Consider the following 14,360-nt stretch of genomic DNA (forward strand, 5'->3'; position numbering starts at 1 on the left):
CGGGCACCGGTATGCCGCTTCCCAGGCTCGACAAGCTCGAACGATGACCCGACCACGCGTCGCATCAGGCCGACAGGCCGTGGTGCCCCACGAGGCAGGCCACTATGAAATCACTCGTCGACAACGCCCGATCCTTCGCGACTGCACTCGTTGCAGACCCCGAGCGCGCCGAGCGCTTCCGGGCTCTGGAGTCAGGACAGTCCCCGGAAGTCCTTTTCATCTCGTGCGCGGATTCCCGCGTAGTGCCGGCGCTCATCACCGGAGCGCACCCCGGTGAACTCTTCGAACTGCGCACCGCGGGCAACATTGTTCCCGCGTATCGCAGTGACCGCCCCACCGGTGAGGCCGCGACCGTGGAATTCGCGGTCAGTGTCCTCGGCGTCCGCGACATCGTCGTCTGCGGGCACTCGCAGTGCGGCGCCATAGGAGCTGTCGTCCGGGGCGACGACCTCTCCTCCGTGCCGGCCGTGCGGGGCTGGCTCGAACACGCCCTGCCGTCCGACGCCCCCGCCCGTACGGTGGGGCGTGGCTCGGGCGACCTCACGGAAGCCGTGACGGAGGCCGCGCAGCGGCACGCCGTCGCCCAGCTCGAGACCCTGCGCTCCTACCCCTGCGTCCAGCGGCGCCTCGCGCGGGGCCAACTCTCCCTGCACGCCTGGTACTACGAGGTCCACACGGGCGTCGTCAGCGCGCACCGACCCGAGGACGGCGTCCTGCCGTTCCCACCCCTGTGAACCGCCCGGAAGCGACAGACAAGGGACCCTCACCCATGTTCTCCGCCCTGAAACAACCAGACGTCCTGCGCCAGGACGTCCTCGCCTCTCTCGTCGTCTTCCTCGTGGCCCTGCCGTTGTGCGTCGGCGTGGCCGTGGCCTGTGGCGTACCGGCCGAGCTCGGCCTGATCACCGGCATAGTCGGCGGCATCGTCGTGGGCTGCATGCCGGGCAGCACCTTCCAGGTCAGTGGTCCGGCGGCGGGTATGACGGTGCTCGTGTTCGAGGCCGTGCGGGAGTTCGGCCTCGGCATGCTCGGTGTCATCGTGCTGGCCACCGGCATGTTCCAACTCATCCTGGGATTCCTGCGGTTCGGCCGCTGGTTCCGGGCCATCTCGGTCTCGGTCGTGCAGGGCATGCTGGCCGGCATCGGACTCGTCCTGATCTTCGGCCAGATGTACACCATGGCCGGGCTCAAGGCGCCGCGCACCGGCATCGAGAAGATCGCCGGCACCCCGGGGTTCATCGGGGACGTCCTGGCCGACCGCGACGCCCTGGCCGCCTTCGCGGTCGGGCTGGGGACCATCGCGGTGCTGGTCCTGTGGAAGAAGCTGCCGGCGGTGGCCCAGCTGCTCCCGGCGCCCCTGGCGGCGGTCGCCCTGGCCACCCTCGTCACCGTGATGACGGGCCTGGACGTGGCCACCGTCCAGGTGCGCGGCCTGGGCGACGCCATCCAGGTGCCGGGCCTGGACGACTTCTCGTCGATCGGCAGCGGAGCGCTGCTCCTCACCATCCTGACCTTCACGCTGATCGCCTCGGCCGAGACGCTGTTCAGCGCCGCGGCGGTGGACCGGCTGCACTCCGGCCCCCGGACCCACTACGACAAGGAGCTGCTGGCCCAGGGCGTGGGCAACATGGTGTGCGGCGTGCTCGGTTCGCTGCCCATGACCGCGGTCATCGTCCGCAGTTCGGCCAACATCCACGCGGGTGCGCGCACGAAGCTCTCCCGTGTCCTGCACGGCGTATGGCTGCTGGTGTTCGTGGCGGCGCTGCCGGCGGCCATCGGCGTCCTTCCGATGGCCGCGCTGGCGGGCGTCCTGGTGCACGCGGGCTGCAAGCTCATCCCGGTCAAGGAGATTCCCGGGCTGTGGCGCGAGCACCGCGGCGAGCTGACCGTCCTGGCGGTCACGGCGGTGGGCATCGTGGCGACCGGCATGTTCGAGGGCGTGCTGCTGGGCATCCTCCTCGCGGTCGTGAAGTCGGCCTGGGAGACCTCCAAGGTCCATGTGGAGGTGCACGACGCCGGCGACAAGGTGCGGGTGCGCCTCACCGGCAACGCCACGTTCCTGCGCCTGCCGCGCATCCTGGAACCGCTGGAGGCGCTGCCCAAGGACCGTCCGATCGAGCTCGACCTCTCCGGGCTGCGGCACGTGGACCACGCCTGCCGCACCGCCCTGGAGAACTGGGCCGCCCGCCACAACGACGCCGACACGGAGCCCGTCCTGCTGCGGCACGCGGCGTCCACCGTGGCCGGAGCCTGACCGTCCCAACCGGCCGCACATGGCGAACCGTTGACAATCCCTTGGGTAACGCTTTACGGTCCCGTGCACCGCTGTCAAACGGTGCGCGGCGTCCGTCGCCGTCACCCCGCGAATGCCGGAGGTCCGTCATGGAACAGCTGATCAAGAAGATGACCCAGGACGAGTACTGGAGCGGCTGGGTCGCCGCCAACTCGGCGTCCGCCGAGGCGAAGAACGGATGCATCAGCGCCGCCCCGAAGGGCGGCTGCATCAGCGCGGCGCCCAAGTCGGGCTGTATCTCCTGAAATCCGGGAAGCGGAAGCCCCTTTCTGCCGGGGCTTCCGCTTCCCGTTTCCGTGCATTCATCCCCGGTCCACCGGAAGGTGTTCATGGACGGTCAGCCGACGGCCGACGTCGTCGAGCGGGTCAGGCATATTCCCTTGTACCGTGCCTCCGTCGAGCGCGGTTATTTCCCCGTACTCGAGAAGCCCGAAATCGCCCGGGGATTCCCGGACAACTGGATGACGCCGGCCCTCGCCGAGGCGCTGGAGGCAGGTGAGGCGGAGTACGTCCTGTCCACCGGGACCAATCACGCCCGCATGCAGCTCATCCGGCCGCCCTATTTCCTGCTGAGGTCCTATTACCGGCTCTGGAGCGAGCACCCCGACATCGCCCGCACCTGGCACGAGGGCTGTCCCCGCCTCTCGCTGACCACGGTGCTCGCCACCGAGCACGTGGCCCGGGTGAACGCCCGCAAGCGCGGCACCGATCCCGCCCCGCTCCCGTCCCTGGAGGACCGGCGGCTCGACGAGCGCACCCTCTACCTCAACCTCCGCCTGGACCCGGCGCTGTGGACCCGCGAGGACGTCGAGCGGATGATCGCGGAGATCGACACCGCCCGCCGCGCCCACCCGCGGGGCCGCTACCACCTCGACTGCTCCGGCTACCACCTGGCCCATCTGGTGCGCAAGGCCGAACAGTGGGGCCTGTGGGGCGACTTCCCCCGGCCGGACAGCATCATCCACGCCTACGAGTACACCCCGCACAACGTCCGCCGGTACCTGCGTGAGCACTTCGACTGCCCGGTCGTCGACCTCTTCGGCAGCACCGAACTCGGCTACCTCTACTTCTCCGACCGGCACGGCCGCTACCGCCCGTACCTGGACGGGATGAGCGTCGAGCTGCTGCCGGTCACGCCGGGGAGCGAGCTGTTCTCCCTGATCGTCACCAGCGTCCGCAACCCCCATATGCCGCTGGTCCGTTACCGCTCGGGCGACTGCGTCCGCACCCTCGACGGCACCCCGGACCCCACCGCGATCCGCAGCTTCTGCGGCCGGGAGAAGGAACTGCTCGCCGCCCCGCACGGCCCCGTCGCCCAGGGCGACCTCGACGACACCGTCGCCGCCGCCTCGCCCCGGGTCTTCCTCCACCAACTGCGGCCGACGGAACCGGGCACCGCGCGGCTGCTCTGCACGACCTTCGACGGAGAAACGTTCACCCCGGCGGAGACCGCCGCCCTGGAGGACGCCGTCTCCCGGCTCACCGGGCTGCGCTGCACGGCAGAGCACCGCGAGCACATCGCCATCGGCAGATCCGGCAAGTACGCCTGGCTCGTCCCCGACCAGGCAACCGACCAGGCCACCGACCAGGCAACCGACCAGACGACAGGACAACGATGACCACACGGCCGGCCGTCTCCCCGGACGACCTCAGGGCCCTGCTCGGCGAGCGGCTCCACGACGAGGTGGTGCGGTACGCCATGGACCGCACGGGCGTCGAGCGCGCGTACGCCGAGCGACAGGTGCTGGAGGCCCTGCGCTACCTCTATCTCGTCTCCCGCCACCGCGAGCGGCTCGGCGGGCTCTTCCTCCCGGTCGAGCAGGACATCGACGAGATCTGGCACTACCTGATCCTGCAGACCCGCGAGTACCGGGAACTGTGCGAGGAGCGCCTGCCGGGACGCTTCTTCATCCACCACCGCAGCATCGCCTACGAGGACTACCAGGAGGAGCCCGGACGCGAGCGGGCCGCCGAGGAGGCGCTGCGCTGGATCCCGCTCTACTGCCGGGAGTTCGGCCCCTTCGACGAGGGCGTCCTCCCGCACTGGACGGTCGTCCGCTTCCTCCGCGAGCGGATGGACATGTCCCTGGACGAGATCTCCGCGCTCGGGGTCCCGCAGGCGGCCTAGTAGGACTCCGTTAGGTCGGGCTGGTTCTGGTGCGTTCGCGTTGGCGGGTGGCGTTCAACGTGCTACCGGAACGCTTGATCGGGAAGAGCTAACGAAGTCCTACTAGCCCATGACCATGACGCGCGTCGCGGCCGTGCAGAAACGCACCCTCATGGTGCTGGCCGTCTCCCAGATCATCGGCGGCGCGGGGATCGCCGCCGGGATCACCGTGGGCGCCCTGCTGGCCGAGGAGGTCCTCGGCTCCACCGGACTGGCCGGGCTGCCCAGCGCCCTGTTCACCGGCGGGTCCGCCTTCGGGGCGGTGGCCGTCGGCCGGATGTGCGAGCGCTGGGGCCGCAGGCCGGGCCTGGCCGTGGGCCACGCGCTGGCCTCCCTCGGCAGTGTCGGCGTGGTGCTCTCGGCCACGGCGGAACTGGTGGCGCCGCTGATGTTCTCGCTCCTGGTCTACGGAGCCGGCACGTCCGCCAACCTCATGGCCCGGTACGCGGGCGCCGACCTGGCCCCGCCCGAGCGCCGGGGCCGCGCGGTGAGCGCCGTCCTGCTCGCCATGACCCTGGGCGCGGTGGTCGGCCCCACCCTGGCCACGGTCACCGGCGACCTCGCCCGGGACTGGGGCCTTCCCCGGCTCACGGGACCGTTCCTCCTCGCTTCCGTCGTCTACGCGGTGGCCGCGCTGGTCCTCTTCGCCGGCCTCCGCCCGGACCCCCTCCGGCTGGCCAAGGAGCTGGCGGACCGGGCGCCGGCGGCACCGGCGGAGGCGTCCCCGGCCGCCTCCGGCCGTACCGAGCCCCGGGCGGCCGGGCGGCGCGTCGCCCTCGGCACCTCCGTGCTCGTCCTGAACCAGCTGGTCAAGGTCGCCATCATGACCATGACGCCCGTGTACATGAACGCGCACGGCCACGGCGTCCAGGCGACCGCGATGGTCATCGCCGTCCACGTGGGGGCGATGTTCCTGCCCTCGCCGCTGACCGGGGTGCTGGTGGACCGGTACGGCCAGGTGCCGACGGCGGTCGCCTCGGGCCTCACCCTGCTCGTGTCCTGCCTGCTCGTCGCCCTCGCCCCGGCGGACGACGCCTTCCTCCTCGGAGCGGCGCTCGTCCTGCTCGCCCTCGGCTGGAACTTCGCCCTGGTGAGCGGCACCGCCATCGTCACGGACGCGGTGCCGCTCGCCCGCCGCGCCTCGACCCAGGGCATGGTCGACGTCGGCATCTCCGTCGCCGGGGCCACCGGCGCCCTGGTCTCCGGCCCGGTCGTGGCGGGTGCCGGCTTCCCGGTCCTGGCCGCCGTGGGCGGCGCCGTCGCCCTCGCGATCGTGCCGCTGGCCGTGCTGACCGTGCGGGACCGCCCCGCCCCGGCCGGGCCCCGCCCCGTCCCCGCCTACTCGGCGGACTCCGCGGGGAAGTCCGACTCCTCGTAGATCCTGCGCAGTTCGACGACCCCGTCCCGGAAGGGGATCCGCTTCGCCCAGTCGAAGGCCGCGTCCATCGAATCCACCCGGATCACCCAGTAGCCGGCCATCAGTTCGCCGATCTCGGAGAACGGCCCGTCGATCACGCTCGGCGCGCCGCCCGCGAACACCACTCGCGCGCCCTCCGAGGACGGCCGCAGCCCGTCGGCGGCGAGCAGCAGGCCCGCCTTGGCGAGTTCGTCGTTGTACTTCCCCATCTCGGCGAACTGCTCCCGGGTCGGCAGCACGCCGGCCTCGGAGTCCTCGGTCGCCTTGACGATCATCATGACCCGCATGGGCCCTCCTGGCGTCGCTCGGTCCTGACAGCTCCCACCTTTACCGGACGTACGGCGACAAACGCGGAGCCCCGCCGGACCGGGTCCGGCGGGGCTCCGCGAGGCGGGACGGGATCAGAACTCGTCGTCGAAGGCGACCGTGCCCTCGACCGCGACCTGGTACGCGGAGGCGCGGCGCTCGAAGAAGTTGGTCAGCTCCTGGACGTTCTGCAGCTCCATGAAGGAGAACGGGTTCTCCGAGCCGTAGACCGGGGCGAAGCCCAGGCGCATCAGGCGCTGGTCGGCCACGCACTGGAGGTACTCGCGCATGGACTCGGTGTTCATGCCCGGCAGGCCCTCGCCGCACAGGTCACGGGCGAACTGGAGCTCCGCCTCGACGGCCTCCGCGAGCATGTCCGTGACCTGCTTCTGGAGTTCGTCGTCGAAGAGCTCCGGCTCCTCCTCGCGGACGGTGTCCACCACGGAGAACGCGAAGTCCATGTGCATGGTCTCGTCGCGGAACACCCAGTTGGTGCCCGTCGCCAGGCCGTGCAGCAGACCGCGCGAGCGGAACCAGTACACGTAGGCGAAGGCGCCGTAGAAGAACAGCCCCTCGATGCAGGCCGCGAAGCAGATCAGGTTGAGCAGGAAGCGACGGCGGTCGGCCTTCGACTCCAACTGGTCGAGCTTCTCGACCGAGTCCATCCACTTGAAGCAGAACTGGGCCTTCTCCCGGATGGACGGGATGTTCTCCACCGCCGCGAACGCCTCGGCGCGGTCGTCCGGATCGGGCAGGTAGGTGTCCAGCAGCGTCAGGTAGAACTGGACGTGCACGGCCTCCTCGAAGAGCTGCCGCGACAGGTACAGCCGCGCCTCGGGGGAGTTGATGTGCTTGTAGAGGGTGAGCACCAGGTTGTTGGCCACGATCGAGTCGCCGGTCGCGAAGAACGCGACGAGACGGCCGATCAGGTGCTGCTCGCCCGGGGAGAGCTTGGCGAGGTCGGCCACGTCGGAGTGGAGGTCGACCTCCTCCACGGTCCAGGTGTTCTTGATCGCGTCACGGTAGCGGTCGTAGAAGTCCGGGTACCGCATGGGGCGGAGGGTGAGCTCGAAGCCGGGGTCGAGCAGGTTCTTCGTGGTGCGCTCAGGAGCAGTGGACATTACTGGCATGCCTCGCAGGACTCGGGGTTTTCCAGGGAGCAGGCGATGGCGTCGGCGTCGGGGGCCGACTGCTGCACGGGGACGGCGGCGGCGGAGCCGGCCGACCGCGCGATCCGGGTCGCCGGGCGCGAACGCAGGTAGTACGTGGTCTTGATGCCCTGCTTCCAGGCGTACGCGTACATCGAGCTGAGCTTGCCGATGGTGGGCGCGGCCATGAACAGGTTCAGGGACTGGCTCTGGTCGAGGTACGGCGTGCGGGCCGCGGCCATGTCGATCAGGGCGCGCTGCGGGACCTCCCAGGCGGTGCGGTAGAGGTCGCGCACCTCCTGCGGGATCCACCGCATGTCCTGGACCGAGCCGTTGGCGTCCGTCAGCGCGTCGCGCGTGGTGCGGTCCCACACGCCGAGCTTCTTCAGGTCCTCCACCAGGTAGGTGTTGACCTGGAGGAACTCACCGCTGAGCGTCTCGCGCTTGAACAGGTTGGAGACCTGCGGCTCGATGCACTCGTAGACGCCCGCGATGGACGCGATCGTCGCCGTCGGCGCGATGGCCAGCAGCAGCGAGTTGCGCATGCCCACGGAGGCGATCCGGGCGCGCAGCGCGTCCCAGCGCCCCGCCCAGGTGGGCTCGGTGTTGGGGTAGTGGTCGGGGTGCAGCACGCCGCGCGCGGTGCGGGTGGCGGACCAGGCCTCGTGCGGGCCGTGCCGCTCGGCGAGGTCGGCCGACGCCTCGTACGCCGCGAGCATGATCCGCTCGGAGATCCGGGTGGACAGCGCCTTCGCCTCGGGGGAGTCGAAGGGCAGGCGCAGCCGGAAGAAGACGTCCTGGAGGCCCATCAGGCCCAGACCGACCGGCCGCCAGCGGGAGTTGGAGGCGCCCGCCTGCTCGGTCGGGTAGAAGTTGATGTCCACGACGCGGTCGAGGAACGTCACGGCGGTGCGGACGGTGCGGTCCAGCCGCTCCCAGTCCATGTCGCCGTCCTCGCCCAGGTGCGCCGCCAGGTTGACCGAACCCAGGTTGCAGACCGCGGTCTCGCCGTCGTCCGTGACCTCCAGGATCTCCGTGCAGAGGTTGGAGGAGTGGACGACCTTGCCGGGCTCGGCGGTCTGGTTGGCGGTGCGGTTGGCGGCGTCCTTGAACGTCATCCAGCCGTTGCCGGTCTGCGCCAGGGTGCGCATCATCCGGGCGTAGAGGACCCGCGCCGGGATGGTCTTGACGGCCTTGCCCTCGGCCTCGTACCTGCGGTACGCGGCGTCGAACTCGTCGCCGTACAGGTCCACCAGGTCCGGGGTGTCCGCCGGCGAGAACAGCGACCACTCGGCGTCCGTCTCGACGCGGCGCATGAACTCGTCCGGGATCCAGTGCGCGATGTTGAGGTTGTGCGTGCGGCGCGCCTCCTCACCCGTGTTGTCGCGCAGCTCCAGGAACTCCTCGATGTCCGCGTGCCAGGTCTCCAGGTAGACGCAGGCCGCGCCCTTGCGCCGGCCGCCCTGGTTGACGGCCGCGACCGAGGCGTCGAGGGTGCGCAGGAACGGCACGATGCCGTTGGAGTGCCCGTTGGTGCCGCGGATCAGCGAGCCGCGCGAGCGGATGCGCGAGTACGACAGGCCGATGCCGCCGGCGTGCTTCGACAGCCGGGCCACCTGGTGGTAGCGGTCGTAGATCGAGTCCAGCTCGTCCAGCGGCGAGTCCAGCAGGTAGCAGGACGACATCTGGGGGTGCCGCGTACCGGAGTTGAAGAGCGTGGGGGAGGAGGGGAGGTACGAGAGCGTGCTGGTGAGGCGGTAGAGCTCGGCGACGTCCTCCAGCGCGCGGACGGAGGCTTCTTTTGAATCGGTTGCGGTCTCCGCGAGACCGCAGGCCACGCGCAGCAGGAAGTGCTGCGGCGTCTCGATCACGTTCCGGGTGATCGGGTGGCGGAGCAGGTAGCGGCTGTGCAGGGTGCGCAGTCCGAAGTAGCCGAAGCGGTCGTCGGCGCCGTCGGCGAGGGCGGCGTCCACGAGGGCGTCCAGCCGCTCGGCGTGCGCGCGCACGAACGCGGCGGTGCCGTCGGCGATCAGGCCCTCGCGGTGCCCGGTCTCCACGGACGCGGAGAAGGAGACCGCGCCCTGCCCGGCCGCCTCCCCGGCGATGGCCAGCGTGAGGAGGCGCGCGGCGAGCCGCGAGTACTCGGGCTCCTCGCCGATCAGCCCGGCCGCGGCCTCGGTGGCCAGCGAGCGCAGTTCGGCCTCGTCCGACCCGGCGTGCCGGCCGCGCAGCGCGGCGGCGGCGACCTTGCCGGGGTCGGTGGCGGGGAGATCGACGGTGAGTTCCGTCAGGGTGCGCAGCAGCGCGGTCCCGGGGCCGTCGGCGGAATCCGCCGCCTGCGCTGAGACCGGATCGACGGGCGCGATCGTCACGTGTTGCTCTCCCTCACTCGGCTGGAGGCCGCTCGGGAGGCGCACGGGGCCGCGCACGGGCATGCGCGCCGTACGAGCCGTACGGGAGCATGCGCGCAGGCGTCCACCGGCCCAACCCTCGAGGCCCGGACGTGTTCGACACCGCACGCCGGTGGACCGGCGAGGGCGTGCTGTCGGCAGGTCCTCGGACTGCAGAGTGGGCGTTATGTGCCTACACGTACACCGTTGCGGGACAGTTCCGGACTTCCACCGGATTCCCCTGCGGCGACAGCGAGGACGAGCATACATCTAGTGGCGACGGTCGCGCGTGCCCCCACATGTTGTGTCGTGGCGTCATGGGGCGGTCGCGGAATGTGCTAACGGCGGGGCGTGTTCGCGGGTGCGACGGGCGGGGGCGCGGCCGGGCACGGGGGAGGGGCGGCCGGCTTCACGGAAGCGTAGGGGGTGGTGGCGAGGGGGCCGCCTATGATCCGGGCATGTCGAACGGGAGATCGATGAACGGCGGGCCCGAGGTGGTCCTCGCGAGGGGCGGGACGCTCGCCCGCTTCGACGGGGCGCGGCTGCGGATCGTCCGGGGGCGGACGGGCACGCGCTGGTCCGGGTGGAGACGCGGGCGCGGCGCACCTGGATGCCCTCCGTGCTGAGCCCGCGTGCCCAGGAGGCGATGCGGATCGCCCGGGCGCTCCGGTGGTACGCCCCGGCCCTGGCGCTGCTCGCCCTGGTCAGCCCGCGTGAGGACGGCGTCGGCTTCCTCCTGGGCGTGGGCGGTGCGCTCGGCCTGGCCGGGGGTGTCCCGCTGGTGTGGGTGGCGCGTCGGGTGCGTGCGCTGTGGTTGCTGCGGGAGCGGGGAATCGGGGTGGTGGGCCGGGTGACCGGCCACGTCCATATCTGGGACAAGGGCGGGCACTTGTGGGAGTTCTCGACGATGTCCTTCACCACGCTGGACGGGCGGCGGGTGCGTGACGTCCCGTCGGTCGTCACGATCTGGTGCCTGTCCCGCGGTAGATCCCCCGGCGCGGAGGTCGCGCTCAGCTACGACCCCGAGTGCCCGACGCGGGCGAGCCGTCCCCTGACCGTGGGCTTCGTCCTCCGGACGCTGCTGCTCGCGGCGGTGGCCTCGGTCCCGGCGTACGGCTTCCTGGTCTGCGTCGGGATGAGCCTGCCCTTCTGAGGGCCCGGCGGCGGGTGGACCGGAGGGTGGTCCGCCCGCCGCGCGGGGGCGCGTCAGTGGCCGCCGGGTGAGCCCGCCGTGGCGGGCGGCAGGTCCACGGTGACGGCGGGGTCGCCCGCGTCGGCCGTGTAGTCGGACGGTTTGGTCTCGTCCACGCCGTCCGGGGCCTTCAACGCCTTGAGGACGAGGGTCAGGACGACGGCCACCGCGACGTTGAGGACGAAGGCCGTCAGGCCGATGTAGCCCTTCTCCCCGATCAAGGGGATGAGGTTGGTGTTGCCGAAGTGGTCCTGGGTGGCGCTGGGGGTGTCATAGGCCCGCCACGTCCCGTACGCCATGCCGGCCGCCCAGCCGGCCAGCAGGGCCCAGCGGTGGAACCAGCGGGTGAACAGGCCGCCGACCAGGGCGGGGACGGTCTGGAGGATCCAGATGCCGCCCAGCAGCTGGAAGTTGATGGCGACCGTCTTGTCCATGGTGAGGACGAAGACCAGGGCGCCCACCTTCACGAGGAGGGACGCGAGCTTGGAGACCTTCGCCTCGTGTGCGGGCGTCGCGTCCTTGCGCAGGAAGTCCTTGTAGATGTTGCGGGTGAAGAGGTTCGCGGCGGCGATGGACATGATGGCGGCCGGGACCAGGGCGCCGATGCCGATGGCCGCGAAGGCCACGCCCGTGAACCAGTCGGGGAACATGTCGTCGAAGAGCTGCGGAATGGCCAGCTGGCCGTTCTTCACCTTGATCCCGGCCGCGACCGCCATGAATCCCAGCATGGCCAGCAGGCCCAGCATCAGCGAATAGAGCGGCAGGATCGTGGTGTTGCGGCGAATGACGTTCCGGTTCTTGCTGGAGAGGACCGCCGTCACCGAGTGCGGATAGAGGAACAGCGCCATCGCCGAGCCCAGCGCGAGGGTCGCGTAGGCCCATTGCGCGTCCGGCCCGGAGACGAGCGAGCCGCGCGGCTTCCCGGTCGCGGGATTCTCCGCCGAGAACGCCTCGCCCGCCTTGGCGAAGATGTCGTGGAATCCGCCGAGCCGCATCGGGATGTAGATGATGGCCACCGCGATGACGATGTAGATCAGCGCGTCCTTGACGAAGGCGATGAGCGCGGGCGCCCGCAGCCCCGAGGAGTAGGTGTAGGCGGCCAGTACGCCGAAGGCGATGAGCAGCGGCAGGTCCTTCATGAACCAGTTGGAGCCGCCGCCCACGCCCATCACGTCCAGCACCGCCTGGATGCCGATGAGTTGGAGCGCGATGTACGGCATCGTCGCGAGAATGCCGGTGAGGGCGAGGGCCAGGGAAAGCCCCTTGGAGCCGAACCGGCCGCGCACGAAGTCCGACGAGGTGACGTAGCCGTGCCGGTGGGAGACCGACCACAGCCGCGGCAGGAAGGTGAACACCAGCGGATAGCAGAGAATGGTGTACGGAACGGCGAAGAATCCCGCCGCCCCGCCCGCGTAGACGGCCGCCGGAACGGCGACGAAGGTGTACGCGGTGTACAGGTCGCCGCCCAGCAGGAACCAGGTGACCCAGGTTCCGAAGGAACGCCCGCCCAGCCCCCACTCGTCGAGGTTGTCCGCGTTCTCCGCCCGCCGCCATTTCGCGGCCATGAACCCCATGACCGTGACGGCGAGGAAGAAGACGATGAACACGGTCAGGGCGACTCCGTTGACGCCGTGCCTCATCGCGGCTCACCGCCCTTCCGCGTCCGTTCGTTCCGGCGGACGAGGACGTAGGCGACAGTCGTCAGTGCCGTGGATATGAGCACCCAGAGCATCTGGTACCAGTAGAAGAACGGAATGCCGATGAACTCCGGCGTCAGCCGGGCGTAGGAACCGACCCAGAGCATCGCCCCGAAGGGCAGGGCGAGGCAGACGCCCGCCACGATCAGTGGGAGGGTCACGACAGGTCTGCGCCTGTCCCCGGCAGGTGGTTCGGACATGCGATGGCTCCGTCCCCGTGTGGTGAGCGTGCATGGCGCGATCACTCGCGTAATGCGCACGAAATCTAGGGGAGGGACCCTCCGGGCGTCACCCCCCGTCCGGATATCGGAATGAGAACGTCAAGTCGCCCGGGGCGCGATCGCCGGCCGTTCACGCAACAACGGCAACAGGGCCGACACGACGACGCACAGCACCCCGTCGAAGACCGACGCGGCGATCAGGCCGTGCCCGTACGCCATCGCGTCCCCGCGCCCCGCGCCGCCCAGCGTCCCGTAGCACAGCACCCCCACCACCGCCACGCCGACGGCACCGCCCACCTGTTGGCCCGTGGACAGGACGCCCGAGGCCATGCCGGCCTCGGCGGGGGCCACGCGGGAGAGAACCGTGCCGATCAGCGGCGTGACCAGGAGGCCGTTGCCCGCGCCGACGAGGGTCAGCGCGGCGGCCAGCTGCCAGGGGGAGAGCGCGGCACCCGCGAGCAGGACCGTCGCGATGCCGGCCGCATGGCCCAGGGCGGAGACCAGCGCGCCGTACGACAGCAGCCGCCGCCCGTGCCGCGCGAGCCGGCCCGCCGCGACGCTCCCCGCGAAGAACGCGGCGGCGAAGGGGAGGTACACCAGGCCCGCGCCGAGCGTGCCCATGCCCAGACCGTCCTGGACGGTCAGCGAGAGCACCAGGAAGAAGGAGTTGACGCCCGAGTAGACGAGGAGGACGAGCACGATGCCGACGGCGAAGGGGCGTTCGTGCAGCAGGCCCGGGCGGAGCAGCGGCGTACGGGCCCGCCGCTCGACGGCGGCGAAGCACGCGAACGCCCCCGCCGCCGCGCACAGGCTCAGCCAGGTCCACAGCGGCCACCCGCGCTCCCGCCCCTCGACGAGCGGCACCACCAGCAGGGACAGGGCGACGGTCAGCACGGCCGCGCCGGGCAGGTCGGGACGGCGCCCGGCCTCCGGGGCGCGCGACTCCGGTACGTACGCGGCGGCGAGGACGAGCGCGGCCAGGCCCACCGGTACGTTCACCCAGAAGACCGGGCGCCACGACGTGCCGAACAGGTCCGCCGCGACGAGGAGTCCGCCGAGCAGCTGGCCCGCCACGCCCGCCGCGCCGATCACGGCGCCGAGCGCCCCGAGCGCCCGGGGGCGCCGCTCCGCCGGCACCAGCACCTGGATCAGCGAGAAGACCTGGGGGAACATCACCGCCGCGCCGAGCCCCTGCACCAGCCGGGCGGCGATCAGGGCACCGGCCCCGGGGGCGGCGGCACAGGCCGCCGAGGCCAGAGTGAAGACGGCCATGCCGGTCAGGAACATCCGTCTGCGGCCCAGGAGATCGCCGAGCCGGGCGCCTGTGATCAGCGCGACGGCGTAGGTGAGCTGGTAGCCGGCCAGGACCAGCTGCACGTCGGCGTCGGAGGCGCGCAGGTCCCGCTGGATCGCGGGAGCGGCGACGAGGACGACGAACGTGTCGAGGACGGCCATGAAGACGCCGGTGAGCAGGACGGCGAGGGCGGCGGCGGGAGAGCGTGGAGTCCGTTTCATGACCATGACGCTCG

13 protein-coding genes and 1 riboswitch are annotated in these 14,360 nt (G+C 71.0%); of the genes, 7 read left to right on the top strand and 6 right to left on the bottom strand.

Features of this window, described 5'->3' with window-relative positions:
- Positions 1-104: 104 nt before the first annotated feature.
- From I5Q34_RS15970 to I5Q34_RS15995, 6 genes are all read left to right on the top strand, one after another.
- Positions 105-734 (top strand): carbonic anhydrase, encoded by a 630-nt coding sequence (locus I5Q34_RS15970; protein WP_199892832.1) that lies wholly within the window; start codon positions 105-107, stop codon positions 732-734.
- A gap of 35 nt (positions 735-769) precedes the next feature.
- Entirely contained in the window at positions 770-2,254 is a 1,485-nt protein-coding gene (locus tag I5Q34_RS15975) for a SulP family inorganic anion transporter (RefSeq protein WP_199892833.1), read from the top strand.
- Between the two features lie 128 nt (positions 2,255-2,382).
- A complete protein-coding gene (locus I5Q34_RS15980; protein ID WP_199892834.1) occupies positions 2,383-2,538 on the top strand; it encodes a hypothetical protein in 156 nt (51 codons plus the stop codon).
- Positions 2,539-2,622: 84 nt separating this feature from the next.
- Positions 2,623-3,912: a hypothetical protein gene (locus I5Q34_RS15985; RefSeq protein WP_199892835.1), complete on the top strand. Its 1,290-nt coding sequence runs from the start codon at positions 2,623-2,625 to the stop codon at positions 3,910-3,912.
- Positions 3,909-4,421 carry a hypothetical protein gene (locus I5Q34_RS15990; RefSeq protein ID WP_199892836.1) on the top strand — a complete coding sequence of 171 codons (513 nt, stop codon included), beginning with the start codon at positions 3,909-3,911 and terminating at the stop codon, positions 4,419-4,421. Before I5Q34_RS15985 ends, I5Q34_RS15990 begins: the two co-directional genes overlap by 4 nt.
- Positions 4,422-4,530: 109 nt before the next feature.
- Positions 4,531-5,838 (top strand): MFS transporter, encoded by a 1,308-nt coding sequence (locus tag I5Q34_RS15995; RefSeq protein ID WP_199892837.1) that lies wholly within the window; start codon positions 4,531-4,533, stop codon positions 5,836-5,838.
- Here the strand turns inward: I5Q34_RS15995 and I5Q34_RS16000 are convergent.
- The 3 genes from I5Q34_RS16000 to I5Q34_RS16010 all read right to left on the bottom strand — a co-directional run bounded on the left by I5Q34_RS16000 (position 5,799) and on the right by I5Q34_RS16010 (position 9,703).
- Positions 5,799-6,164, bottom strand: coding sequence for a YciI family protein (locus I5Q34_RS16000; RefSeq protein ID WP_199892838.1), 366 nt, complete (start codon positions 6,162-6,164; stop codon positions 5,799-5,801). The two genes, I5Q34_RS15995 and I5Q34_RS16000, sit on opposite strands and share 40 nt — an antisense overlap.
- A 114-nt stretch (positions 6,165-6,278) precedes the next feature.
- The gene (locus I5Q34_RS16005; protein ID WP_199892839.1) at positions 6,279-7,313 is read right to left on the bottom strand and encodes a ribonucleotide-diphosphate reductase subunit beta; all 1,035 of its coding nucleotides are present in this window, start codon (positions 7,311-7,313) and stop codon (positions 6,279-6,281) included.
- A complete protein-coding gene (locus I5Q34_RS16010; protein WP_199892840.1) occupies positions 7,304-9,703 on the bottom strand; it encodes a ribonucleoside-diphosphate reductase subunit alpha in 2,400 nt (799 codons plus the stop codon). The genes I5Q34_RS16005 and I5Q34_RS16010 overlap by 10 nt, the downstream gene beginning before the upstream one ends.
- A 157-nt stretch (positions 9,704-9,860) precedes the next feature.
- Positions 9,861-10,004: riboswitch (cobalamin riboswitch) on the bottom strand.
- Positions 10,005-10,340: 336 nt separating this feature from the next.
- Between I5Q34_RS16010 and I5Q34_RS16015 the strand changes: the two genes are divergently transcribed.
- The gene (locus I5Q34_RS16015) at positions 10,341-10,874 is read left to right on the top strand and encodes a hypothetical protein (RefSeq protein ID WP_199892841.1); all 534 of its coding nucleotides are present in this window, start codon (positions 10,341-10,343) and stop codon (positions 10,872-10,874) included.
- Positions 10,875-10,927: 53 nt separating this feature from the next.
- Here I5Q34_RS16015 and mctP read toward each other — a convergent pair whose 3' ends face one another.
- The 3 genes from mctP to I5Q34_RS16030 form a co-directional block, all read right to left on the bottom strand.
- Positions 10,928-12,553, bottom strand: a complete 1,626-nt coding sequence (mctP, locus tag I5Q34_RS16020; RefSeq protein ID WP_199892842.1) for a monocarboxylate uptake permease MctP — start codon at positions 12,551-12,553, stop codon at positions 10,928-10,930.
- Positions 12,550-12,810 (bottom strand): DUF3311 domain-containing protein, encoded by a 261-nt coding sequence (locus tag I5Q34_RS16025; protein WP_199892843.1) that lies wholly within the window; start codon positions 12,808-12,810, stop codon positions 12,550-12,552. Before I5Q34_RS16025 ends, mctP begins: the two co-directional genes overlap by 4 nt.
- A 120-nt stretch (positions 12,811-12,930) precedes the next feature.
- The gene (locus I5Q34_RS16030) at positions 12,931-14,346 is read right to left on the bottom strand and encodes an MFS transporter (RefSeq protein ID WP_234428781.1); all 1,416 of its coding nucleotides are present in this window, start codon (positions 14,344-14,346) and stop codon (positions 12,931-12,933) included.
- Positions 14,347-14,360 lie beyond the last annotated feature (14 nt).

Origin of the sequence: Streptomyces sp. AV19, from assembly GCF_015999245.1 — a bacterium.
In the GTDB taxonomy this organism is placed as follows: domain Bacteria; phylum Actinomycetota; class Actinomycetes; order Streptomycetales; family Streptomycetaceae; genus Streptomyces.